The 25,042-nt window shown below is 37.4% G+C and carries 19 protein-coding genes; 3 read left to right on the plus strand and 16 right to left on the minus strand.

All coding sequences use genetic code 11. The features are described from left to right. Positions 1-247: 247 nt before the first annotated feature. Positions 248-1,513, minus strand: a complete 1,266-nt coding sequence (locus tag R3E32_25585) for a DUF5706 domain-containing protein (protein ID MEZ4888126.1) — start codon at positions 1,511-1,513, stop codon at positions 248-250. Between the two features lie 119 nt (positions 1,514-1,632). Between R3E32_25585 and R3E32_25590 the strand changes: the two genes are divergently transcribed. The 3 genes from R3E32_25590 (at position 1,633) to R3E32_25600 (ending at position 6,001) form a co-directional block, all read left to right on the plus strand. Further along, positions 1,633-2,691, plus strand: a complete 1,059-nt coding sequence (locus R3E32_25590) for a hypothetical protein (GenBank protein ID MEZ4888127.1) — start codon at positions 1,633-1,635, stop codon at positions 2,689-2,691. A 199-nt stretch (positions 2,692-2,890) separates the two neighbouring features. Next, entirely contained in the window at positions 2,891-3,385 is a 495-nt protein-coding gene (locus R3E32_25595; GenBank protein MEZ4888128.1) for a GAF domain-containing protein, read from the plus strand. A 528-nt stretch (positions 3,386-3,913) separates the two neighbouring features. After that, positions 3,914-6,001, plus strand: coding sequence for a tetratricopeptide repeat protein (locus tag R3E32_25600; protein MEZ4888129.1), 2,088 nt, complete (start codon positions 3,914-3,916; stop codon positions 5,999-6,001). Between the two features lie 179 nt (positions 6,002-6,180). On the opposite strand, the gene R3E32_25605 is transcribed toward R3E32_25600, so the two are convergent. The 15 genes from R3E32_25605 to avs2 all read right to left on the minus strand — a co-directional run bounded on the left by R3E32_25605 (position 6,181) and on the right by avs2 (position 24,795). Continuing rightward, a complete protein-coding gene (locus R3E32_25605) occupies positions 6,181-7,395 on the minus strand; it encodes an NAD(P)/FAD-dependent oxidoreductase (protein ID MEZ4888130.1) in 1,215 nt (404 codons plus the stop codon). Between the two features lie 11 nt (positions 7,396-7,406). Next, the gene (locus tag R3E32_25610) at positions 7,407-8,177 is read right to left on the minus strand and encodes a hypothetical protein (protein ID MEZ4888131.1); all 771 of its coding nucleotides are present in this window, start codon (positions 8,175-8,177) and stop codon (positions 7,407-7,409) included. A 152-nt stretch (positions 8,178-8,329) separates the two neighbouring features. Next, the gene (locus tag R3E32_25615) at positions 8,330-9,385 is read right to left on the minus strand and encodes a dipeptide epimerase (protein MEZ4888132.1); all 1,056 of its coding nucleotides are present in this window, start codon (positions 9,383-9,385) and stop codon (positions 8,330-8,332) included. Between the two features lie 91 nt (positions 9,386-9,476). After that, positions 9,477-10,550, minus strand: coding sequence for a DUF1611 domain-containing protein (locus R3E32_25620; protein ID MEZ4888133.1), 1,074 nt, complete (start codon positions 10,548-10,550; stop codon positions 9,477-9,479). A gap of 150 nt (positions 10,551-10,700) precedes the next feature. Next, positions 10,701-11,765, minus strand: coding sequence for a pyridoxal-phosphate dependent enzyme (locus tag R3E32_25625; protein MEZ4888134.1), 1,065 nt, complete (start codon positions 11,763-11,765; stop codon positions 10,701-10,703). A gap of 12 nt (positions 11,766-11,777) precedes the next feature. Continuing rightward, positions 11,778-12,251: a DUF1572 domain-containing protein gene (locus tag R3E32_25630; GenBank protein MEZ4888135.1), complete on the minus strand. Its 474-nt coding sequence runs from the start codon at positions 12,249-12,251 to the stop codon at positions 11,778-11,780. A 15-nt stretch (positions 12,252-12,266) separates the two neighbouring features. Then, on the minus strand, positions 12,267-13,310 hold the full coding sequence (locus R3E32_25635) for a hypothetical protein (protein ID MEZ4888136.1): 1,044 nt from the start codon (positions 13,308-13,310) through the stop codon (positions 12,267-12,269). A 99-nt stretch (positions 13,311-13,409) separates the two neighbouring features. Then, positions 13,410-14,882 carry a malate dehydrogenase (quinone) gene (mqo, locus tag R3E32_25640; protein MEZ4888137.1) on the minus strand — a complete coding sequence of 491 codons (1,473 nt, stop codon included), beginning with the start codon at positions 14,880-14,882 and terminating at the stop codon, positions 13,410-13,412. Positions 14,883-14,980: 98 nt separating this feature from the next. Continuing rightward, the gene (locus tag R3E32_25645; GenBank protein MEZ4888138.1) at positions 14,981-15,553 is read right to left on the minus strand and encodes a hypothetical protein; all 573 of its coding nucleotides are present in this window, start codon (positions 15,551-15,553) and stop codon (positions 14,981-14,983) included. Between the two features lie 139 nt (positions 15,554-15,692). Next, the gene (locus R3E32_25650) at positions 15,693-16,271 is read right to left on the minus strand and encodes a hypothetical protein (protein MEZ4888139.1); all 579 of its coding nucleotides are present in this window, start codon (positions 16,269-16,271) and stop codon (positions 15,693-15,695) included. 70 nt (positions 16,272-16,341) lie between these two features. Beyond that, positions 16,342-17,142 (minus strand): GNAT family N-acetyltransferase, encoded by an 801-nt coding sequence (locus R3E32_25655; GenBank protein MEZ4888140.1) that lies wholly within the window; start codon positions 17,140-17,142, stop codon positions 16,342-16,344. A gap of 47 nt (positions 17,143-17,189) precedes the next feature. After that, the gene (locus R3E32_25660; protein MEZ4888141.1) at positions 17,190-18,227 is read right to left on the minus strand and encodes a serine hydrolase domain-containing protein; all 1,038 of its coding nucleotides are present in this window, start codon (positions 18,225-18,227) and stop codon (positions 17,190-17,192) included. An 85-nt stretch (positions 18,228-18,312) separates the two neighbouring features. Further along, positions 18,313-18,753 carry an NUDIX domain-containing protein gene (locus R3E32_25665; protein ID MEZ4888142.1) on the minus strand — a complete coding sequence of 147 codons (441 nt, stop codon included), beginning with the start codon at positions 18,751-18,753 and terminating at the stop codon, positions 18,313-18,315. Between the two features lie 206 nt (positions 18,754-18,959). Then, a complete protein-coding gene (locus R3E32_25670; protein MEZ4888143.1) occupies positions 18,960-20,060 on the minus strand; it encodes an MBL fold metallo-hydrolase in 1,101 nt (366 codons plus the stop codon). Then, a complete protein-coding gene (gene avs2, locus R3E32_25675; protein ID MEZ4888144.1) occupies positions 20,047-24,795 on the minus strand; it encodes an AVAST type 2 anti-phage system protein Avs2 in 4,749 nt (1,582 codons plus the stop codon). Before avs2 ends, R3E32_25670 begins: the two co-directional genes overlap by 14 nt. Positions 24,796-25,042 lie beyond the last annotated feature (247 nt).

Raw genomic sequence — 25,042 nt, forward strand, 5'->3', positions numbered from 1 at the left:
ATTTTTTGTAAAAGTCTTTTGCCAATGTTTCGATTCCTTCGTCTATCATCTTTACAAACCTACAAATAGTGTCGCAACAATGCTTGTTGAATAGAATAATGGAAGATTTTGGTAGTAAAAAAAATCCTCCGAAATCCCAAATTCTGGTTTCTGGTCACGTCCTATAAGATTTTTTTTCGTAACCGATTCTCCGAGACCTCGAAGCAGACTATGTTCAAGCCTGTGTATGCCACTCAAATAACAGTTTTTACCGATAATACACAAACGATACCACAAAAGCAATCAATGTTATCACCAAACCGTACATAAAAATATTGTAGCAGTAGCGGAGGTAGCGGTACTTTTTGGCGAGCACCTTTCCTAAGAAGTAGAGGTCACGAATCAGTGAGCCGTATAGGTAATCCCGATCCTTCATCATTTCTTTCATACCCCATTCATAGTCGCCCAAGTCGACATTGAAGAAGTTACCAAAAAACAACAAATTTACCTTTTTTTGATGGATGTCTTCCTTCGTGAAAGTACCCATGGTTACTTTTGGTATGGTAGAGAAAGTAGCCGCAATGATAGCGGACATGCACACGACCAACAGAATCATGGTAGGAATAAACAGTCCAGGATTGTTACCAAATTGAGGAACAAGAGTGGAGAAGGTGATAGAAAGAATCAGCGCATTGATACTCAACATAGTGTTTGCCTTGCTGTCAGCAATGGCACTCAAACTGATGTGGTTGCGGAGCGAAATCCGAAACATGGTTTCGATGCCTCTTTCGGGCATTTCGTCTTTGGTTTTTTTTCGCTCTAAGTCGTATTCGTCTTTCTTGATTTTTCGGTCAACCTCTGCTTGTTTGACTGCTCTTTTGTATTGGTCGTCTTTGGCAGCTTGCAGATTTTTCTTTAAATCGCTTATATTTTTGAATTTTCGCTGGTTCAAATTCAGTTGTGCAAAAGGTGTATGGTAGCGATGTTGGGTCAGAAAATCAATTTCATGCTCCAAACTTTTGATTTCATCTCCATATAGTTGGTTGGTATTTGCCCATTCAATTCGCAACAAATTGCTTTTTTCAAAGAAATTTTTGCTGCCGAGATGGTATAAATCAGCATCACAAAGCACTTCTTCGTAAATATTTTTGGGACTTTGAGGCATTTTTGTTGCCAGAATACACCCTTCAATAAGTGCAATTTTTTCTTCGGGATAGTCATGTGACTCCAAAAAAGCCCTCGCATATTTTACACTCCAATCTTCGTGTCCTTCGACAGTATCCACATAACCTAAATCGTGAAACCAAGCTGCAAGCTGCAGCATTTTTATTTCACCTTTTTTCAATCCATTTCCTGCACCCAACTCCTCTGTAGCTGCAACCGTTTCGAAGGTGTGTGTATAGTCATGATAAACATACACCGTATTTAGCCTATCTTTAAAAAACTGAAAAACATATTCCTGAGCTTTGTCTAGAAGCTTTGGTTTTTTGTTTTTTTCTTCTATAATAGTAGCATTTGTTACTTGTTCTTCCATGCGATAAAGGAGCGTTGTGCATTAATGAGGGTTTCTAATCAAACAAATATACACATTCAATTCATTGTAGGAAAAAATACTTACATTTAAGTACTCTTTTTACCTTCAACTTCTATCCAATGAACCTTGCATTTTTTGATACAATTGAGCCTACCTTTGTAGCATTGTCCGCAGATTTGCCCCAAAATATTGTTTTAAGTGAGCAGAAAGTATTGGGTTTCATTGATGTAAAATTAAGAACATCCACATTGACCACACTCAGTTTGAGTCTCACTACTGATGGCTTGCAAATACATTTTAGTCCAGCTATTGACATTGAAGTGTTGAATGCCATTCAAGTAAAATGGGATCGGGCATTTTATGATTTTCGACAGGCTAAAATATCTGCCGTAGAAGTTTCTGACAATTTTTGGGGAAAAATAATAGGAAAAACCCTACGCAATGAGTTGATTTCGATGAGTCAAAAACTGTTTGTTAAAACTCCATTGGAAAAACGAAATTACAATCCGACCACAGATCCTTCCCTTCAAACCACACTTCAAAAACTACAGGCAAATGCACAACAATTGATACAATCTTTTGTTGGAGAAACTTTCTCAGTTTTGAAGCCCAATGATTTCAAAAATGTTGAAGTGGGATTGAGTTGTGTCGCAAAGAAAAAAATACAGTTTGCTACCACACAAGGGGCAATAGTCGTTCCCAAATCAGGTCAAGTAGCGGTTTCGATTCAGTTTGAAGGAAATGCAAAGAGCGTGATGCTTGCCGCAAATAGAAAAATCAACCATATCCAGTTTTACAGCGAAAACGATGTGTTGTTGTATAGTGTCAATAAAAATGCAGAGTTGCAAAAACCATTGGCAGTGATGCAATTGGTTGAAATAAAATCAAAAGGCGAAGTTTCTTTGCTGCAATGGCTGCCTTTGGGGCTTATCAAAAAGGCAGATAATGTAGAAAGTGCCTTGAAATTGTTGCGGTTAGTATTGTTGTTAGAAAACATTTCGCCCGAAGCTCTCCGCAAATTGATGGACGATCCTTCACCGACTGAATCAAGTTTGGTAAAGGACATCACAAAAATTACCATTGATGATGCATTGACCAAGGCTTTCATCGAAACCATCAAAGCAAATTGTGAACCGATTGAAGGTGTTAACCTATGCCATTTATTAAATTTGGAATAAATTGATGTTATTTTAACGATTGTTTAATACAATCACATTTTTTTTAAAAAAAAAACAAAAAAGCATGGTGTTTTAACCGAATTTTTATTACATTTGCAATGAAACAAAGCAAAATAGTTCTTCATTTAAAGAATAAGTCGTTTTGTTGAATGTTCTTTGCTTATTGAAATAAATGTTTTTTTGTGAAATCAGTACCATTATGCATGAATTAGTGATTGATACGCATCTTGACAAAGCAACGAAGTATGAACAACTCATTCCACAAATTGAAGCAGTCATTGAAGCCGAAAGCGATTGGATTGCCAATTTGGCGAATATTGCAGCTATGCTCAAAGAGTGTTTTGATTTTTTTTGGGTCGGTTTTTATCGGCGAGTAGGAGAGGAGTTGGTTTTAGCACCTTTTCAAGGGCCATTGGCTTGTACCCGAATCGCAATGAATCGAGGTGTTTGTGGTCATGCAGCAGCAACACAAAAAACGGTGATAGTACCAAATGTGCATGAATTTCCTGGTCACATTGCATGCAGCAGTTTGTCCAACTCCGAAATTGTAGTACCCTTGGTGCAAGACAACAAAACCGTTTTAATCTTGGATGTAGATAGTACTAATTTCAATGACTTTGATGACAAAGATGCTCAATATTTGGAAAAAATAATTCAATTAATAAATAGTAAACATCCAAATATGAGTTGTTAATAAATATTCAACAACAGAAATATACTTGCGAAAGGCGAGAAAAATCCAATAAAAAAGTTTGTAGTTTTCTTTTCATAATTGTTTGTTTTAGGCTAAGCTGCTCCAAACGGAGCAGCTTTTTTTACTCAAAAAAAATGCTTTCAAAAGGCAAGAAAAATCCAATAAAAAAGTTTGTAGTTTTCTTTTCATAATTGTTTGTTTTAGGCTAACGCTGCTCCACATTTGGAGCAGCATTTTTTATTCAAGAACAAAATATACTTTCAAAAGGCAAGAAAAAAATCCAATAAAAAAGTTTGTAGTTTTCTTTTCATAATTGTTTGTTTTAGGCTAACGCTGCTCCACACTTGGGGTAGCTTTTTTTATTCAAGAACAAAATATACTTGCAAAAGGCAAGAAAAATCCAATAAAAAGTTTGTAGTTTTCTTTTCATAATTGTTTATTTTAGGCTAACGCTGCTCCACACTTGGGGCAGCTTTTTTTTGTAGCATAAGTTCAATTTAGTTTTTATAGATTTTCTATCTTTGCTACATGGCAAAAAATCAGAGTATAGAGGCCTATATTAAAGGTGATTCCAAACAATTATATTGGTGGCGATATCCGCATATATGGGCTTACTTAGCTGCCATAATTACCATCACCTTTCTCATATTCTATCCTTCATTAGACGGTCAGTTCATTAGCTCTTGGGACGATTATGGTTATGCTGTTAACAATCAGTACATCAATAAACTTAGTTTTCAGAATGTCAAAGGAATGTTTACGAATGCATTGTTTGGGAACTACAACCCTTTGACATTTTTGACTTTCGCCATCGAAAAGCATTATTTTGGTACGAATCCCTACGTGCACCACTTCAATAATTTATTACTCCATCTGCTCAATACCATATTTGTTTTTTGGCTGGTCATACGGATGAGGTTGAAGTTGGAAGCCGCCATTTTGGTGAGTATTTTGTTTGCCATTCACCCCATGCACGTAGAATCGGTTGCATGGATTACTGAGCGCAAAGACGTCTTATTTGCTGCCTTTTATCTGGGTGCGTTGATAAGTTATACCTACTTTTTGAAGCGAAAACAACCTGCTTATTACCTACTTTGTATTTTACTAGCCACCTTATCTTTGTTTTCCAAAATACAGGCAGTTGCTCTGCCGCTGTCCATGTTATTGATAGACTATTACTTTCGCCGCAAATTTCATTGGAAGCTAATTGCCGAAAAAATACCCTTTTTCTTATTATCGCTCATCTTCGGATTGATAGGCATTTCATTTCTCAAAACAGCGGGAGCCTTCAATGTCACAAGTAGCATTGCGTGGTACGAACGTCCACTCATGGGAGCATATGCCTTGGGAACATACCTTTACAAATCCTTGATTCCATATCCATTATCTGCTTATTATCCTTATCCTCAAAAAGCAGACGACTGGTTGCCAATCGTGTATTACATCGTTCCGATATTGGTTTTTTTGTTCACTGTATTGGTCACCTTTAGCTACAAATACACCCGAATCGTACTATTTGGAGTCGGGTTTTTCTTCTTCAATATTGTATTTTTATTGCAGGTAGTTGAAGCAGGAGCAGGTTTTATTTCAGATAGGTTTTCATACATTGCCTATCTCGGTTTGTTTTTTATCATGGCACAAGCATTTTCCTATTTGCTATACCTTAAACCGCAATGGAAATGGGCTACAATGGGAATGATAGGAATATATCTTATCGGTTTGGGTATCAATTCTTTCAACAGGACGAAAGTATGGCAAAATGATGCCACACTTTGGACAGATGCACTGCAAAAATACCCCAATATCTCCTTTGCCTACACAAGCAGAGGTGCCTATTATTTGGAGAAAGGAGAACTTGATAAAGCCATTTCAGACTACGACCAATACATCACCATGCGTCCTAATAACACCAAAGGATATTTTGAGCGAGGTATTGTTTACCTGCAAAAGAAGGCATATCAAAAAGCCATTATAGACTTCAATGAGGTGCTAAAGCTACAAGCCAAAAATGTCAATGCACTCAAATACAAAGGAATAGCACTGTTGGAATCGAGACAATATGAGGAGGCTGTAAAAAACTATACCAGAATGTTGGCACTGCAAAAAGAAAATGCCCAAAAAGAAGCTTATCTGCAAAGGGCAAAAGCGTATGAAAACCTCCAAAAATTCGATGCAGCAATTGCCGATTACACCAGTATTCTGGAATTGCTACCCAATGATGTCAATGCCTTGCTAAGTAGAGGAGGGATATATTTTCAACAAAACCAATTTGAAGCAGCACTTTTGGATATGAACAAGGTCTTGACTGCAAAACCCCAAACCGCTAAAGCATTGTTGAACAGAGCCATTATCTATGGCAGCACGAATCAACACGCTGCCGCCATTGCAGATTTTGATGCATACCTCCAACTGAACCCTGCCGATGCACAAGCCTACAATTGGCGTGGAATATCGAAAACGAAAATAGGTAATCACCAAGCTGCCATCCAAGATTTCTCCAAAGCGATTCAATCCAAACCGCTACCCGAATTTTACCAAAATCGAGCCGATGCTTACCTACAAATTGGGAAAAATGCGAAAGCTGCGAAGGATTTGAAGAAAGTGACTGGTGATTAGTTATTTCTTTTATGACGATATTTCGCTAAAAATTATCCCCATTCGTAGCCCATGAATTAATTCATGGGCTACGAATGGGGTTTATAATCAAGCGGTTATTCTGTTTTTAAAAATAGTGTTTTATTACCAAAAAGGGAATATTGGTTATCAGTGATTGGTGATTAGTTGGTGTTCACCAATCAACCCAACTTGCCCGCAATGAACCCCGTTGTCCATGCCGCTTGAAAATTGTAGCCGCCCGTAATGCCATCGATATCCATCACCTCCCCCGCAAAATACAGGTTCTTGCAAACCTTGCTTTCCATCGTATCAAAATTGATACTCTTCAAACTTACTCCACCACAAGTCACAAACTCTTCTTTGAAAGTCGTTTTCCCGCTGACTGAATACACATCGTGGGCCAAAACCGCCACCAATTTGTGGATATTTTTTTTGCTCAAATCGAGCCATCTTTTGGTGGGGGCACAGTCACTTTTATGCAATAAAAAAAGCCATAAACGTTCGGGTAGGCCAAAAAGCCGATGATTGGAGAGTTGTTTTTTGGGATGCGCTGCAATGGTATTTTGGATAGAAGCCCTGACTTCTTCGTGATTCGGAACTCCCGCCCAATTAACCTGTACCTTGAATTGGTAGTTGCAATCGCTGAGCAAGCGTGCGCCAAAAGCGGACAGCTTTAATATGGCTGGCCCACTCATACCCCAATGCGTAATCAACAGAGGGCCTTGTGATTGAAGTTTAGAACCTTGAATCCACACCAAAGCATTTTCCGCTACCACGCCCATGAGTTGGGTGATTGGTTCTGAAGGCATATTGAAGGTGAAAAGCGAGGGAACGGGTGTTTCTATTTGATGACCCAAATTTTCGAGCCAAGTCAAGCCAGATTTTTTGGGAGAACCGCCGCAAGCTATGATTACCTTATCGAATGTTTGCGATTCACATTGTGTTTTTGAGAAATGCAATAGGAGTTGGTCGTTATTGACTTCAATGGTTTCAATTTGAGTACCCAGTTGAATCAGAATTCCCAGTCTTTTGCTTTCTGACAAAAGGCAGTCAATTATGCTTTGTGAGTTGTCCGAAACAGGAAATACCCTGCTATCGTCTTGTGCATACAAAGGCACGCCTCTTGATTCAAACCATGCTTTTGTGTCTTGGGTATTGAAGGTGCGAAATGCTTTTTTGAGAGCTTTTCCGCCTCGTGGATAGGCTTCCGAAAGTTGTTTGATAGATGTACACGCATTGGTGACATTGCACCTGCCGCCGCCCGAAATTCGGACTTTCGCCAACAGTTTTTGCGATTTTTCAAACAGCACTACATCCGCTTCTCTATGGTTTTCCTTTGCAGAAATTGCCGCAAAAAAACCTGCTGCTCCACCTCCAATAATTGCAATTTTCATGTTGTGTTGGATTACTGCTTGGTCAAAAGAATCTCATTTCCATTGGCACCTGTAATCAAGAGTTTGTTTCTTTCGATAAAGTAACGTCCGAGGTGTATGGTTTCTGTTTTTCCGTTTTGGTTAGCCATTAAGTATAGTTGATTTCCAATGTTGTACCACATAATATTCGGCAATGCTTGTACGCCGCTTTGACTATTTCCTGAATAATTACTTCCACTGATGCCAGCACTTGAGCCGCCGTCTGCTGCCGATCCATCGGCATAAAACACCAAACTTTGTGAGAATGATCCTCCCATGTAGTTGTCCCCAAAGCCAGAATTGTAGTATTCTTCTTTAGACCACACACCTACCAAAGAAGAATTGTGTTGGGCATTATCGGGGAGAGTTATTTTTTCATTTTTAGCAACTGTTGGCATTGTGCTTGCCGATCCTTGCTTCATGAAATCTATGTATATCGTCTGTGTATTTCCAAGGACTTCAACCGTCATTGTGGTACTTAATTGGTTGTTGTCAAGCGTTCCATCCAGTATAAAAATAATGCCTAATTGGTTTTCCACCGCTTTTCCTGTGAGTTTGTTTCCAGAAGTAGTGGCACTTACGGCGTAGTTTTGTTGGCTATCTTTCATCGTTCCTTGCAAAGCATTGGTGCCTGCTGATTGAAGCACCAATTCAGCATTGTCGCCATTTATTTGCCCATAGTAGGTGCCAATAAATTCTGTTTGGGCAAAAAGAGGCACATTCATGACCAAAAAAACTATGCTAATAAACAGGTGATTAGTCATAAAAATAGGGTTAAAATAGTTAATAAATATAGATTTTTGCTCGTTATTACATTGAAAAACTCGATTTTTTCAACAAACAACTTTTTACTCTCCAAATATAAGCAATCCTCTCTATTGCATCAAAACATAGGAATAAATGAAAATTAAAAAAACTAAATCCCCAATCCCGCCTTTTCACTTGGATACAAAACCCCATTTTTGAGGTGAAACAAGTTGGGGTAAGGGTCGTTTTTGAAGTCCAAAAAGCTGTCCAAATCTGCATATTCAATATTCGGGCGAGAAAGCGCAAAATGCAAGCCCGCCGAAATACCCAATTGACATTCATCCAAACAGCCGACCATTACGTCATAACCTGCTGATTTGGCGACCGAATTGATGTGAAAACCTTCCTGCAATCCGCCCACTTTCATCAACTTGATATTGATCATATTGACTCGACTATTTTTTGCCAAAAGAAAAGTATCGTTCAGGGTTTTGAGGCTTTCGTCTGCCATGACCGCTTGGGAAATCGTAGCACTCAGCGTAGTATAATTTTCTTCCTCGCTTGTAGTCATGGGTTGCTCAATGATTTCTACATTGAGTGTTTCTACTTTTGAAGCAAAATAGATGGTTTCCTCTAATGTATAACCTTGGTTTCCGTCAAAACGCAAGATGATTGAAGGATATTTCTTTTTGATGGCGGTGAGTTTGCCAATATCTTCCTCAACGTCAAGGCCACCTTTGATTTTGAGGATGTAAAAACCCTGTTCCACAAATTCTTCTGCTTTTTGGAGGGTTTCCTTCAAAGGTAAAATACCGATGGTCACGCTTGTCGGGATGCGTTTGCGAAAAGCTCCCAAGTAGCGGTATAAGGGTACTCCTGCAATTTTGGAAACCACATCAAATAAGGCCATGTCCACCATGTTCAAGGCTGAAGATTTGAGCAGTTTACTTTCTTTTAGCTGATGAACAATCTGGGTAAAATGAAAGGAATCTGCTCCTTTCAAAGATGGAACAAGGACATTCTCGAATATGTCTTCTATGTCTTTTGGTGATTCATGCGTCACAGGAATATCTGGAGCAGCACATCCAAAACCTTCAATTGCGGCATTGTCCGTTTTGAGCCGTAAAATGAAATTGGTGGAGGTAGAAATCGTTTCGTAGGCGATGGTGTAAGGTTCGGTCAGTTGAAGGTCATAGCGCTCCAATGAAAGGTCGGTGATTCTCATTTACATTTTTTTATTTTGTGAAAAAAGACAATGGAAGTTTTCAAAACTTCCATTGTCTGGGACTCAAAAACGTCCGTTCTTTGAAGTTCTTTTACTTCAATTTTTCAATAAGGAGTTCAATCAATTCTGCCGCTCCGTACTTCAATACGTCGTAGCAAGGTAATCCCGTTTCTTTCGTAACTGCCTCACAAGCAGGCAAAATTTCAGCTTCGGTCATATCCTCATGGTTGAGGGTAATGGCTATCACGTCTTTTCCCGAAACGACTTTGATTGCATTGATTTGCTCTTGAATCGAATGAAGTCGATAGCCAGGAAAACCATCGTATTCCAGTCTTTTGGGAGCATGCTGCAACACCACATAATCTGGTCTTCCAGCCGCCAAAATCTCAAAACCGCCTGGATAAGCTGGATTCATCAAACTGCCCTGCCCTTCAATAACAATCAAATCAGGGTGTTCTGCTCGCCAAGCACTCACTGCAGCATGTTCGATTTCACCCGACACAAAATCGTTGATGCAACTGTCCATAATCATCGAATATTTTGCGCCCTGCATCCAAGCCGTTTGACCTGTGCCGACCATTTCTGCTTTGTGACCTGCATTTCTCATGCCATGCACTAATAGCCAAGAAGTTGTCCGTTTTCCGATTGCAGAATCCGTACCCAATACGGCGATTTTGAGGCATTTGACCTCCTCAATATCGCCTGTAAAAAAGTGGAGCTGATCTCTATCAGGTGTTTTGCGAACATCTCTAATTTGGCAGTTGTGCTGTTTTGCCAATTCGACCAATTGTGGGTCGTTGGTCAAAAAGTCGTGCAAACCAGAATCTACGTGCAAACCCCGTTTGAGGGCTTCTGCAATAACTGCTTTTGCTTCCTTCGGCAATCTACCGCCATCTGGTGCAAGACCAATCACAAAATGAGTCGGTTTTTTACCCGCTTCAATTGCGTGATTGTAAGCATCTTCAAAGCTGACAAAAGCTGCAATGCCATTCTTTTTGCCATCCAATACTTCACCAGTATCTTGACCTGCATAGGTATGGTCAATCAATGCAAGTACCTCATACCTTTCGGTGAATCTCACCAAACCATGTGCCGTTTTGCCATTGGGCGTATTGAAGGCACCATCACAATAGACAATTGCTTGTCCGTCAATTCTTTTATTCATTTTATTTAGGGTTGGCAATAAAATAAATCTACATTTAGAACAAAGACTTTTGAAGTTTCATTTTTGAAGGAAATGGATTCTCTCTATATATCGAGGGTTTTCAAGCCAAACTTCAAAAGTCTAAATGTTTAAATTATTTTATTGATGTAATTAACTATTTTTTGCAGTTAAAATCGCCACATACCTATCTGGGTCTAAGGCTTTGTTTTCGTGCATTTTGAGCAAACCTATAAGCCCTGCGGTTGAAGCGGGTAATATGTTAATGGATTCTTTTTTTGCAAGATATTTAGACATTGAACTCATCGAACGGTCACTCACATTGAAGGCAGTCCCTTTGCTTTCTCTGATGGCTTCCAGTGCTTCTTCACCATCAAAGCTGTGCCAATTGATGAGCGGTTCGTTGAGTTTGGTTTCCTTAATCATATCGGGATTCAAATCCACACAATGCTCTAACCCTCTATTGAAGGAATAGACAATTGGGTTTTTGCCTGTTGAAGAAGCTCCCAACATTTGCGGTATGCGAGAGGTTTTACCCCGTTTGTAGAGCGATACAAAACCTCGATAAATGCCTGCTAAGAGTGTTCCATTGGAGATAGGCACAGCGCAGATTTTGGGTGCATCTCTGAGTTGGTCGTAAATTTCAAAAGCGATTTGACTGTACGCCAAAATTTGCAGCGAAGTATTACTGCCACCAGGATTGGCATCGTACCAGTCGTTTTCCTTGGCTAATTCGCTGCTTTGCATCACATTGTCTTCGTAGCTGCCTTCCAATCGAATGATTTCACAACCCAATTGTTCCATTTCGGTAATTCGGACGGTGTGGTAGGATTTGGGAATGAATATCTTGCATTGCAGCCCTGCTAAATTCGCTGCAAGGGCCACGGCTGAACCGTAATTGCCACAAGTTGCCAAGCTGATGATGTCGTATTCTCGTCGCAAGGCATCGTAAACTTGTGCAAAAGCAATTCTATCTTTTTGCGTACCTGTAGGATTGTCGCCTTCCATTTTCAAGTACAACTGTCGAATGTCGTAATCTCGCTCCGAAATTCTGGCTCTGTGCATTCCTGAATCTCCTATTTCAATGTTTTGAATATCTTCAAAAGCAATGAGCCGCTCCCGCAAGTCGAGAGAAGTGTTTTTGACAATTTCGCTCAAGGCGTTTGTTTCCTTAGATACTTTGATTTCAGTAGCATTGATTAAGTCTCTTATGTTCATGTATTATGATTTTTATAATAATTCTAATAGCATCTTTCTTATCAAAGTGATTTGCCCCAAATGATAGTAAGAATGTTCAATTATTCCTTCAATATTTCTTCGGTAAGTTCCGTATTTCTCATCCACAAAGGGGTCGTCTAATTTCTCCTCTGATAGAGCTTCAATGCGCTTTGCAAACTCTTCTGAATTGGTGAACAAGTTGTTTTGCAGATTCTCCCATTCTTCTTTTGAACTTATTGGAGGACAATCAAAACTGTACTTATCTCTTATTTCAAGGTTACCACCTTCAAAAACATTCAGCACTCCGCCTATGTAATAATTCACATGAAATGTCAGAGCAGCAATTGTATTCAAAGTCCCGATTTTGTGGATGGCTTGCTGCCAAGTTGTTTGGGTCAATTGGTCTTTGTAATTTGTATTAGCAATCCATTTGCCATCTAAAAGAATTTCTCTAAAACGATTTGCTATTTGATTTGGATTTTTCATTTCAGTGCTGTATTGTTATTTGTCAATCAATTCACATTTTCCTGTGACTAAATCCTTTTCTATTTTTTTGAATTTCACCTTCTCCAATACTTTACCATCTTTATATTTTACACCGACGAGGTCGTTTCTTTTGAGGTGTCGGTAGGGATTGTGTGCCACTATTGGCTTTGAAGGCAGTTGTTTTTTGGAAAATATATAATCATCACTTTCCTCAGATATTGATAGGATTTTATCTCCATCTAATTTCTCCAATTTCTCCATATGTTTATCGGTCAATTTGAAGGGTTTGAAAGGATTGAATCCACCTCCTTTAGTAGAATTCATCATAGCAGTTTTTGCCATTCCCCAATTGTCTTGGTTTTGCGACCTTACCAAAATTTTTCTTTGAATATCAGCAACCGCCTCCTTTAGTTCATGGGCTTTTGAGTGATAGTTTCGACTCTCTAAAAAAGCAAAATACTGATGCAAAACTTTACCATAAGATTCAAAAACATCCGTTTCTGCTGTAATTTTTTCGGGTACTTTTATCAAACAGACTCTTGTCATTGCTTCGACAGTCCATCTTTTAGGAGTTAGACCTTCATAGTCATACATATAGTCGTGAAAAGTTTCCAGCACGAATAAATAATTCTCTTTATCTACGGCTTCCATTTCCCTATAAAAACTGCTTCTTTGAAAATGTCGAGTCCATTTTTCAAAAAATTGTATTCGAGGAGGCAGGGTAGGTTTATACTTCCTGTCCATCTTTTCAATCAATCTATCTTGAACTGCCTCTATATCTTCATATTTGTCTCTTTCTTCAGTAATCTCCAATTTTTTGGATTGCAGATAGACTAAAATAGGATATTCTTCTAGGGAAGCGTATTCTGCTAAAATGTGATTGGTCAAGGAATTGAGGGTGATGGTGTCAAATTCTACTTGAATTTCTTTTCCATCCACATTTACCACTCTTCCTTGCCAACCTGACAAGTCGACATCTATTTTAGGATGTTTTACTCCATTTTTCACTTTCACGGAGTCTCCTACTTTAAATGATGTGTTCATAAAGAAAGAAAGCATAATAATCTGATTTTTAATTAATTAAGCCTTGTTCGTGTTTCTCCAAATCCGTTCAATTTCCCAAACACCTCTGTTGGGTTAACCCATAGTATTTGGAGTTTATAATTTCAAGCTGTTTTTGGAGTTTTGCAGGTTGGTGTTAAATGATGCTGAATCAATCGGTTTTCCCCAAGAAGGAATCATTGAATTTAGCATTTCTTTTCCTTTATCTGAAGATAAAATTTCAGGGAATGCTTTTTCAATCACCTTCATCATTATGGCAACGGAAGTTGATGCACCAGGTGACGCACCCAATAAACAGGTAATGTTGCCATCTTTGCTGGCAACTATTTGAGTACCAAATTCTAAAGTCCCGCCCTCTTCATCATCTTTCTTTATAGTTTGAACCCTTTGACCCGCTACAAGTATGCGCCAGTCTTCATTTTTGGCATCTTTCACAAAAAACCGTAGCGCATTCATTCGGTCTTCAAAAGACATACTCACTTGTTTGATAAGGTATTTGGTCAAGGGTAAATTGCGCCAAAATACGCCCCACATTGAAGGTATATTTTCCATGTTGATGGATTTAAACAGGTCTGAATAACTGCCTTCTTTCAGAAATTTGGTATTGAAGCCCGCAAATGGGCCAAACAATAATTCCCGTTTGCCATCAATATAGCGGGTATCCAAATGCGGCACCGACATAGGCGGGTCTCCAATTCCAGCCTTGCTATATACCTTTGCAAAGTGCTGATTGATAATTGTTTCATTTTTGCAAACCAACCATTCTCCACTTACAGGGAAACCTCCATATCCATCTTTTTCTGGAATTTCGACCTTCTCCAACAATAGTAAACTTCCTCCGCCTGCTCCAATAAAAACATGCTCTGCCTCTAAATAGCTTGATTCGCCATTTAGTCGGTTTCTAACCTTTATCGTCCAGTCGATATCTTTACTGGGGTCAACATCTACTACTTGAGTGTTGCATTGTACTTTTGTGTCAAATTGAGTTTCTAAAATATGGAAAAGGTGCTTGGTGAGTGCGCCATAATTTAGTTCTGTTCCTCTATCAATTCGGGAGGATGCCATGACCTCACTCTTTTCTCTGTCGTGCATCATTAGTGGAAACCATTCTTTCATTTTCTCCCTATCTCTTGTGAATTCAATGGTATTGAACATAAAATGTTCTTTCATGGCTTTATATCTTTTTTCAAGATAGTCTGCATTGTCTGCACCACAAACCCAACTATGGTGGGGAACATTGTTGATAAAAGAGGACGGATCTTTGATGAAACCTTGATTGACGAGGTAAGACCAAAATTGTTTTGATATTTCAAATTGCTGACATATATTTATCGCCTTGCTGATGTCAATTTTTCCGTTTTCATTTTCTGGCGTATAGTTTAATTCGCAAAGTGCTGAATGTCCCGTTCCTGCATTGTTCCATGTGGCAGAACTTTCTTTTGCTACTTCGTCTAAACGCTCTAAGATTAAGATTTTTATGTCGGGATGAAGAATTTTAGACAATACTGCTAAGGTTGCACTCATGATTCCTCCTCCCACACATATCAAATCGTATTTTTTACTTTCCATAGGTATTTTGTTGTAAGGGTTAGTTGGATTCTAAATAGGCAAGATAAGTTTTTTTAGCCACAAACGGTGTTCTGCAAAGGCAATAATTTGGTTCATTTTCAAAAGTTAAAGCCAAAATGAAGGCCTGGTTCTCCAAAAAAGAATTTTGACCACTTATCGTCCATTTGCTTAAACGACTCAGGCATTTCGCTATGGTAAGGACGGTGTGTAATAGCAATAGATGGCTCAATAAAAAATCTATCCTTAAAAAGTTTGAAGTGGTAGCCTGCTCTATAGGTATTGAAGATTTGAAAACCATTATCGATTTTTTTACCCTCCTCATCCTTAAAAGTTTGCCAAGCATTCATGACATGGACACCTGTGTATAAACCCTTCCACCAAAAATGTTGGTAGGCTAAGGCAAATCCATATTCCTTAATAAAACCAGGGAATTTTTCTTCGGGTGCTTCTTTAGAATCACCATAAGGAATGCCAAGTGACCACCTATAAGTCCAAGTTTTCAGCTCCAAAGATAAGGCATCTTTAGGACTAAGTCGGTAGCCGAAGTTCAACTGGACGAAGTTTGGTGGGTTATCATCAGGCACTAAATTGTAAAGCACAAAAAATGTACTTCCCACAAAAAACTTGCTGTGAGTAGTGTCATTTTTAGCATATTGTGCTTTGATTTGCATAGGGTTTGCGAATATTAAGGTTAAAACAATTACTGAAATCCAATTTTGCATATTTTTAAGGTTTAAGTTAAAAGATAGTGCAAAATTGCAGCTAGAAGAGGGTAAAAAACGTTCACTTAAGGTAAGAAATAAAGCGATTCTATGTTTTATTTTTCATCAGCCTTGCCTTCAAACGACTTAATGATTGTGGGGTAATTCCTAAAAAACTTGCTAATTGATGTTGTGGAACTCTTTGGACCAAATCAGGTCTGGTTTCCAATAAGTTTTCATATCGCTGGGCAGGTGAAGAATTCTTAAAGTCGTCAAGTGAGGCTTGACTTTTCACCAACAATTCTTCGGAAATGATACGGCATAGGCTTTCAAATCTTGGAAATTTGGCGAAAACATCTGCTTCCATATCAGGAGTAGAAACAGAGATTATGGAATCTTCCACACACGAAAGATAATAGGACGATGGTCTTTGGGTTGCTACACATTCAGGTACTTCCCCTTGCATTTCGGTATAAAAATTGGTCGTTTTTTCTTCCCCATCAATGATGTAAAATTTCCTCATACAGCCTTTTAGTACAAAATAACCTTCTTTTGACCGCTGCCCCTCTTCCAGAAGCATTGTTCCTTTCTTAAATTGCCTGAATATATCCAAGTCTGTGATGGTTTTCTTTTCCTCATCAGTCAATAGCATATATTTAGAAATATAGTTAAAAAGTATATTGTCCATGCTTCTGTTCTTATAGTTTCTTCGCATCCAAATCAAAGACTTAGAAAACAACTCGACTTTAACATAGTCATCATCCTAAGTTACCTCCAATGATGGCATAAATATTTTGGGGCTGCCAATTTCTTTTCTTTCCTAATCGCATTCGTTTTTCTATTCGAAATTCATTGAAATTATTTTGTCTCATCAACTCTCTCGCACTTAAATTGTCAATTGGAAATGCATTGAAATCTTTTGATTTCAAGCGTAACTTCATTAGTTCTTGTCCTGCTGAACTTGTCGTTGCTATTATTAAACCGTGTCCTAAATTCGGCAAATAAAAACCTTTCACTTCGTTGTCCTGTAAATATACAAAGCCGTTTGAAAGGTGTGGTTCAAGAAGCAAAATTCTGTTTTCGTCTGAAACTTTTCTATCTAAATCTAAAATTTGTTTTTTGAAGTCACCGTTAATTGCAACAATATTTTCGGAATTTTCAAATGCTTCGTTTGCTCCTTCACACCTAAAAATTAAATATTCAGTTTCTATTTCAAAACCAATTTTTTTATAAATAGGCTCACCAAGCTCGGTTGCCAAAAGATTGATTGTTTCACAGCCTTTTGAATAGGAGGTTTCAACTAAAGTTTGGGTGATTATCGTCCCAATACCTTGATTTCTATAGTCACGGTGAACAATAATATGAGCCAACCAAGCAGTTTTCGTGTGAATTATTGCAGTCCCAATGCCCACTATTTTTTTGTCAATACTCGCTTTAATCGGAAAGCAAAATTTTGTGTTTGTATAAGAGGCAATAATCGGAAGAACGTCTTCCCAACCGATTGGAAGTAAGTCTGAGATAAAATTTATATCGTTATGTTCTAAATTCTGTATGTCCATTTGATAACAAAATTTGGTTTAAAGTCACTTGAATATAGGCTATTCAATTATAAGCTTTTACTTCTCCTCAATATTTTGACAATTCTATTATTTATGATTTCTGACAAGTTCCAATTGTACAGTTTAGAGTCGGTTGTGCTGTAAAACTGAATAAGAACCGCATCAAGGTCTTTGTGATATTTTGCAAAACTTTGGTATCCTGGAACCCAACCACCATGTTCATACTTGTAAATGGAGGAATATATTTCCTGTTCTCCCTGTTCAAACAATGACCCGTCATTCAATGCCCTAAGGAAAATACCCACGTCTTCTGCTGTGGCTAACATGCCGTGTTCGTCTGCCTTTAAATCAAAGGGATGTCCTACATGATAGCCACTCATCACATCGTCCATATTGACTTCACTTAGTGAACCAAAGGTATGGTTAAGATTTAACGGCATTAGAATTTCTTCTTGAATGAATTGGAAGTTCTGATAACCCAATGCATCATCCATTATCTTATTGATTAAAAGGTAATTCGTGTTACAATATTCGTAGTCTTCACCAGGTTCAAAGTTAGCGGGCTTGTCCAGAATCAATGCAAGACTTTCTTCAAAGGTCTGCGTTGGAGCAGCCCAAAAATTCGGAGCATCTGTAAAATTGGGAATGCCACTTCTATGCTGTATCATCAACCTCAAGGTAATTTTCTCAGCGTTTTCAATTCCTCCTACAAGCTCTGGTAAATAATCGGCGATGGTTTTATCCAAAGAAAGACATCCATCACTTACCAATTTGGAGATAGCCACAACATCATACAGCTTGCTTATGCTCGCAATTTTGAATAAGGAATGAGGGTCTGCAGGTATTTTATTTTCTCGATTCTTCCAGCCAGCTGCATAAAATTTGGGTTCTTTTCCACCTTCATCTACATACACAATCATTCCATCAAATCCATGACCAATAGCTTCATCTAACTGCTCTTGAACAGTATTTGGCAAAGGCTTAATCCATGCTTTTACCAATAGCCAAGGGACAAAGAATAGGGAGATAATAGTTCCCAAGAGCAATACGATTCTGATTATTTGTTTTGTTCGTTTCTTCTTCATACCATTTTAGGACTGAACGCATTGAGTAAATTGCTTATAATGGACGGAGTGTACTCGCAACAGTGTGTGTGCTTTGAATGGTGAATTATTCAAAGTAGGTTTCCACGTTATTCTCTAAGAACTCAAATCCATATTTAATCCTTGTTTCATGACCGTCAGATAATGGAGGTAAATTATCTGCCTTGAACCATGCGATTTCATCCGATTCGCTCGAAGTCCTAGCTTTTCCGCCTACAATTTCACCCCTAAAAACCAAATGAACAAACTCGTTCTCTTTCCACGGGTAATATACATATTCGTAATGTATCGAGCTCCAAACGCCTATCAAATCCAATATTTTCACCTCAAAACCAGTCTCCTCCTTGCACTCTCTTATGGCACACTCACTTGGGGTTTCGCCTAAATCATTACAACCTCCTGGCATTGCCCAACGTCCATTATCCGTTCTTCTGATGAGCAATACTTCAAGTTCCTTGTTTACCACAAAAACGTCACAGCCTAGTAAGGGGGTTATTGGTTTTGCCATGTTTGTTTTAGTGTTTGTTTTGAAAATACTTCAATTACAAATCTATGAACTATCGTCTTCAAATGCTTGGAGGGAAGGGCTTATGAATTTTGGCGAAAACTATCATTGAGTAAGGCAGCAATAGTGAACAGTCTGATGTACGGCGGTGTGAGAAACTCCCGTAGGCAAACTGCTTACGGGCTACCTGCTCGATTGTGGTGTCGTTTTTATTTATATTCAAATTTTAGAAATTTTGGTTCATTTGAAAAAATGATTGAAAAATTTAACTCCTCAAAAATTGCATTATCTTCATTTGCAAAAATATTTCTGAGAACTTCATTATCATGTGTAAAATAAAGAATGTAATGTTCTTCATTTTTCCTATTTTCATTTCTGAGTATTCTTGCGATAGATTCTTTAGTTGGTAATTTATGCTTATTTTTTCCGTTCGCACTAAAGAGGAAGTTTTTACAGTCAATCAAGCTATATAAGTCATCACTATTGTTTGCTTTACTGCCATGATGAGTAACCTTAACCAAGTCACAGACAATTTTATTATCTTTTTTGTATCCCATTGAATCAAGTGTTGAGACAATATCACTTGGGTGAGCATCAGCAAGCCAAAGAGTTCTTATTCCATCATAATCAGTCATTACACTAATACTACTTCCGTTTTCAATGGAGTTATCTTCATCCCAAATAGAAAGGTCAAAATCATTAAGTTTTATATGATAATCATCTCTTACGGCTCTTTTGGCTTCACTAATGGCTTCTCCCTCTTGTTTTTCCAGTGGCAGTTTGGGGTTATTCTCATATTTTGCTCTCAACTTGTGAAGCTTTTCTGATGAAGGAGTAAGAATATAGATTTTTAAGCCGAATAGGTCAATGGGCTTTATACTTGAAACAATATCCCTTGTAGGAACCTTATTGATACTTTCAAGATACTTCGAAAGTATATCACCTTGCCTAATGCTCCTAGCAACACTTACGGATTTATTATCCTTTGTATATTGATTTGTTCTTCTAGGACGATTATAAAGCCAAAGATTAGTAGTGTCTTTAGACTCTCCAGATTTGGTTTGTTTAATGAACTGTTCTATTCCACCAATATGGTCATCATGTATATGCGATACAATCCATAAGTCAATTGACTCGTCACTTGCTTGAATTTCATTTACATGAGAGGAGATGATACCTTTAAAAGTTCTTCTATATCCTGCATCAATAAAAATATTATGGTATTTACCATCACTTCCGTAATACCTTATTCTAGAAGCATCACCACATTCAGCTTGGTAGAAAAATATTTCTTTTTTAATCTCTTTCATAGTAATTTAATTGTCCCTTTATTTCTCCATTTTCAAGATAGAATACCCCACAAGGTACTCCAAAATCACTTTGTTCCCTATGTAAGCTATGCGCCATTTTTTCTCCAAGAAGAGTCCAAATTATATCCAAATCATTCTTTTCCAGATAATTTAAAAAGATTTGTTTGTTTATCATTAATCCACCAGATAAGGGAATGTTTTGAACTGTTAATACTCCCTTAGAGTTAACAAAATCGCCGTCATTAGGAGCATAAATTAGTTCAAGGTCATTAAAAAGTTGCTCACAAGGAATATTATAAGTTGATTCTGCTCCAGATTTATCCTCACTGATATGTGCTTTAGCATCTTGCGTACCACACATAACGAATAGTCCAGTTGGGTTATTATTATAGTAGATTTCTTTCCACGAATTCTCTCTCTCAACACTATTGTATGCAGGAGACCAATATTTCTCTCTATTTAAAAGTTGGTTAAACTCACTACTTGGTTCTGGCATCCATCTTCCCCAGAAATTCTTGCCCTGCAGAAATTCAACTATTTGTGTTTTATCATCTCGTTTGACTATATACCCCTGAATCATGTACAACAACTCTTTTCTATACATGGAATATTTGTCTACACTCATCGGCTTTGGCATATTCCATTTGGTAAACTTGTTCAAAAATAGCCACTCAACATTACTAACATCTTTTTTAGAGATTATATATTTGACTTCGGGCAAATCATTTATGTTTCTTGCCCATTCCTGATTTTCTTGATTCCAAAAAGAATACTCGTCATCATGCCACCATTTGTATTCTTTTTCTAAGATCATCATATCATCTTCAGGTAATTCTTCAGTATTCTTAGTTGTGTATATAGGGTCAATGTCTCTTACAGAAAATTGCCATGCTCCTTGGTAATATTTATAGTTCTTATCTAAATACCTATCCCTGATTTTATGATTGTCAGCAAGAATGCTGAGTATTTGGTGAAATGCAATCCACTGATATTTTTTGCCAATTTGCTCAGTATTTGGTCTACTGTTACGATATCCATTGTTTTGGTCATATCTTCCATGTAATTTGACATCGTAACCTAATTCGTGTGCTCTTTTTACAATCCATCTTTTCACAGGAGCAGTATTAAAAAAATTCCAATAATAGTTTGAACTACTAAGTCTTTTAACATCCTGTAAATAGGGGATTATACTTTTGATTACGTATTCGAGTTGTTCATTAAAAAGAGTTCTAAGAATTTCAAATCCTTCTTTGACTCCTTTCTCATGCTCTTTAAGCAACTTATCGTATTTCTCTTGTCCACCCAACCTTTCTATTTCATACCTGTTGTTTTTGCTTTGAAGTTGTTCTTTTGAATTAATCATTTCACTCAAAAGAGTAAGATGTTTTTCTTGTTCTTCTGATAATTCATCAATGAATTTCTTGTAACCAGGCTCTTTAGTAAAGCTAATGGGGAAAAAAAATTCAATACTCGGGTCAACTGTTTTTCGTCCAAAATCCCATGAAATCACTGAGAAATATATTCCATTGTATATTCCTCCAAACTTTTTATCGTATTCAGGGCTTTTATGGTCTATATCATAGACACTAATTTCTTCCTCTGTTGGATAAATAGGTAAGTCACTCTTGTATGGCGGACGAATTTTCCGTGCATCTATTTCTTCACCCAAACCTCTATAAATCATATACTCAACTGCGTTGCGAGCATAATCACGAAGTAAAACGTGTTCAGGTGGATTATCTTTGAAAATCTGATTATATACAAAGTTCCCTATTAATTTAATTGAATCTTGTCGCTCTGTTCTGAGTATGCATCCATATGTAATTGCATAAAGTCTTTCTTGAACATACATGTCATCTACAGCTTTAAACCTTGTAAGTAGGTTAAGGAGTGCAGTTGGCTGCTGTTCGAGTAAGTTGACTATAGCTTTGGTTACTTCATCTCTTAGCTTTCGATTAGTTGATGCAAGTAGCCATGATAACGTCTGAGCAGCCAGTACTGCGGTTTCACTGTCAACAGAACTTGAAATAGAGGGAGACCATGCCCAATCAATCAATCGGCGAAGAGGAAAACCAATTTCATTATCGTTGTACCCTGAATACCATAAAACGTGACGTTGCCAAAAGCTGTCTCTTTTTGGCATTGGTATTTTTAAAAGGATTTGATGTAGTCTATCCGAATTAAATGGATGATTTTTTATTGTTGCAAGTTGTTCAATAGTGAGTAAATAATTATCAAAGTCAACATTGAAGAAATCTCCCTGAAACCACTTAATTAGTTTTTCTTCATTGATGCTTTCGATAGTTCGCCATTTCAGGCTGTCTAATAGGAATCCGTTTTGCCAGTCAATAATGATATTTCTAAGTTCGGATTCGTCCTTTTTTATATCCTCATACACCCAGCTATATACCTCAAATAATTCTAACCCATGCTTTTCTGGTAGTAAAATTGCGAGAGACTCCAAAACACCTCCGTATTTCCAATAATATTCTTCCATCAATTTACCGAGTTCCTCTTCTTTGCTAAATGCTCTTAATACTTCTTCCTGATTCTTGAAGTATTTAATGAGTTCATTAGCAATGAAATAGTCGCCAAATCGTTCATATGCAAAGTATATTACCTCTTCCTTTTCTCCAGCACTATAGCTCTCCTTACAATTCCTGATAAGGACACTTTCCTGTATCATATCATTCAATAGGAACGGATATTTAGAGAAATTCGCATTGAAGAATATATGAGCATCCTCAAGCAATAATACGCTCTCCTTTTTATTGAAACACTCTAATGAAAACTTTTGTATTGCATTCGAGATTAGGTTAGGTGCTAAATAGTATTCCTCACGTAGTTTTTGAAATTGGATTTTTAATGCTTTGACGTAATAGTTGAATATTGTCCCAATACCTTGAAAACCTTGAGGAAATTCTTTTGTTGGAGAGTTTTGTACCCCTTTACAAATCAAAAATAAAAACAGGGGCTTGGTAAATTCAGGAGCCAGTATTGGGAAGTCTGGCTGTTTAAGCTTATAATGCTTACAAAAAAGTTTTAATGCTGCGTATTCGTTACCTGCAAACCCTTCATGGTTTATAATCGAAATTTTTTGAGGAATACCTTCTGGAAACATTAGGTCAAAATAGGTCGTTCGGATACTCAAAGCGACACCTAAATATGGGTGCTTAACAATAGTATTTATTAATCCAAAAACCTCATCCCTCCACAAACGAACACCTCCTCCTTCGTTCAGTGCATCAATTAGAATAGGTATTCTTTCATTTAATTGTTCGCCTATTTTATTAAGAGACTTCAGAAAATTATCCATGTTCATTTCAAGCCCTAGTAGACTTAAAATGTTCTTTTCTACGCTTCCAACCCCAGATTTAAAATGTTGTCCCAAAAGTAGGATGGATGGTCGTCCTCGTTCCAATCTGTTTTGAGCTATATCTCCTAAAAGGTGAGATTTTCCGCTTCCTGCTTCCCCTTTAACAATTAACACAGGATTATTTGTAAGTTCAACATTTACTTTGTTCTGTAAATCATCTTCCAATTCCCTATTCTTTGTTTGCATTTCTCTTAAAGAGCTTAGTTCAGTTTCATAAGGAACTCTATAATTGAATGTCTTTTTAGTATCCTTTTCTGCTTTTATTTTTTCTCTCTGAAGTTCATACAACTCTGATTGCTTTTTATTAATCAATTCAGATATACGATTGATTTCGTCAGTAATCCATGTGTAGTCAATGATATTAGGCACATTGATAGAGATTGACTCAATCCAATTTGTTACATTTGTTTTCAGATTGTTTTGCTCAGTCTCAATATCGAAAAGTGCAGATTCTTCTTTTGGGTTTGAGTATCGATTTTGATTTATCCAATTGTCGATTGCTTGAAGAAAACGGTGTTCAAAATCCTTGTCACGAACGAGATCATTGAACAGTTTGGAAATAGGTAGTTCTAAATTGAGTTCCTTCCTATAGCGTTGCCCTAAATTATGAATTGCCTTTTCTACATTGTTCTTAAAAAAACTGTGATTCAGATTATTACCTCCTAAGTAATCAAATTTTATAGAAGGTAAAAAGTTATGTGAGAGCAATTCATTAACCAATTCAATATGCTGACCATAAATAACCCTGCCTCTATCTTCTGGGCGAAATCTCGTGAAGATGCCAAATAAGTACACATACTCGTTATCATTCAAGAAAATGCCACTCCCCGAAAACCCTTCAGTCGCATAGTCATTGTAATCTTCGTTTAATTGCAACTGAAACTTTCGAACTGCCGTTAACTCCTGTTTCCATGTGGGATAAATTACATCAAGTTCTTTTCCCATTGTAGCATTTGGAAATCCTTTAACAATGAATTGCGTTTTATTTTGTCGAGTAGTCACAACTCTTACTTTTGGAATACCTCCTATTATACTTTCCACCTCCGATTTATTTAGAAGTATTAGAGCCAAATCCTTATCTGAATCTTTAAATAGGAGATTTTCGTTTATGTGACTTACGTTGATTGATAAGTATTTTTTTTCTATAGGATTGTACATGTCTATGAGTAGGGAGGAGAGTGTTTCTTGAAAAGAATCTCCATCATTGTGCAAACAGTGTGAGGCTGTTATTATATAAACGTTATCCCTAAAATCATCCGAATAGTAAATTAGTCCAGTTCCGATTACTGCCTTTGATGATTTCTCTCGAAGTCTAACAGTAAGTCGAGAAATTAGAATGTCTTGTTCTAAGTTTATCATTGAGTGAGTCATTCAAAAATATTCATTGACGAATAGTACAATAGTCCGTAGCGTTTTTCTAATAAATTAATAATCAAATCTCTATGCCTCTCTGCGTTTAATAAAAACTACCCGAACTATTGATAGTATATTCGAGGCTATTATACCATTGTTGATTTTATATGCACCATAACGTTTAGCACTGCCTTCTTTTTTCTTTAATCAACCAAATGGTTCGACCCCGAATAATGCCCAATGAGTATCCTTT

This window comes from Chitinophagales bacterium, from assembly GCA_041392475.1.
Lineage (GTDB): Bacteria > Bacteroidota > Bacteroidia > Chitinophagales > UBA2359 > JAUHXA01.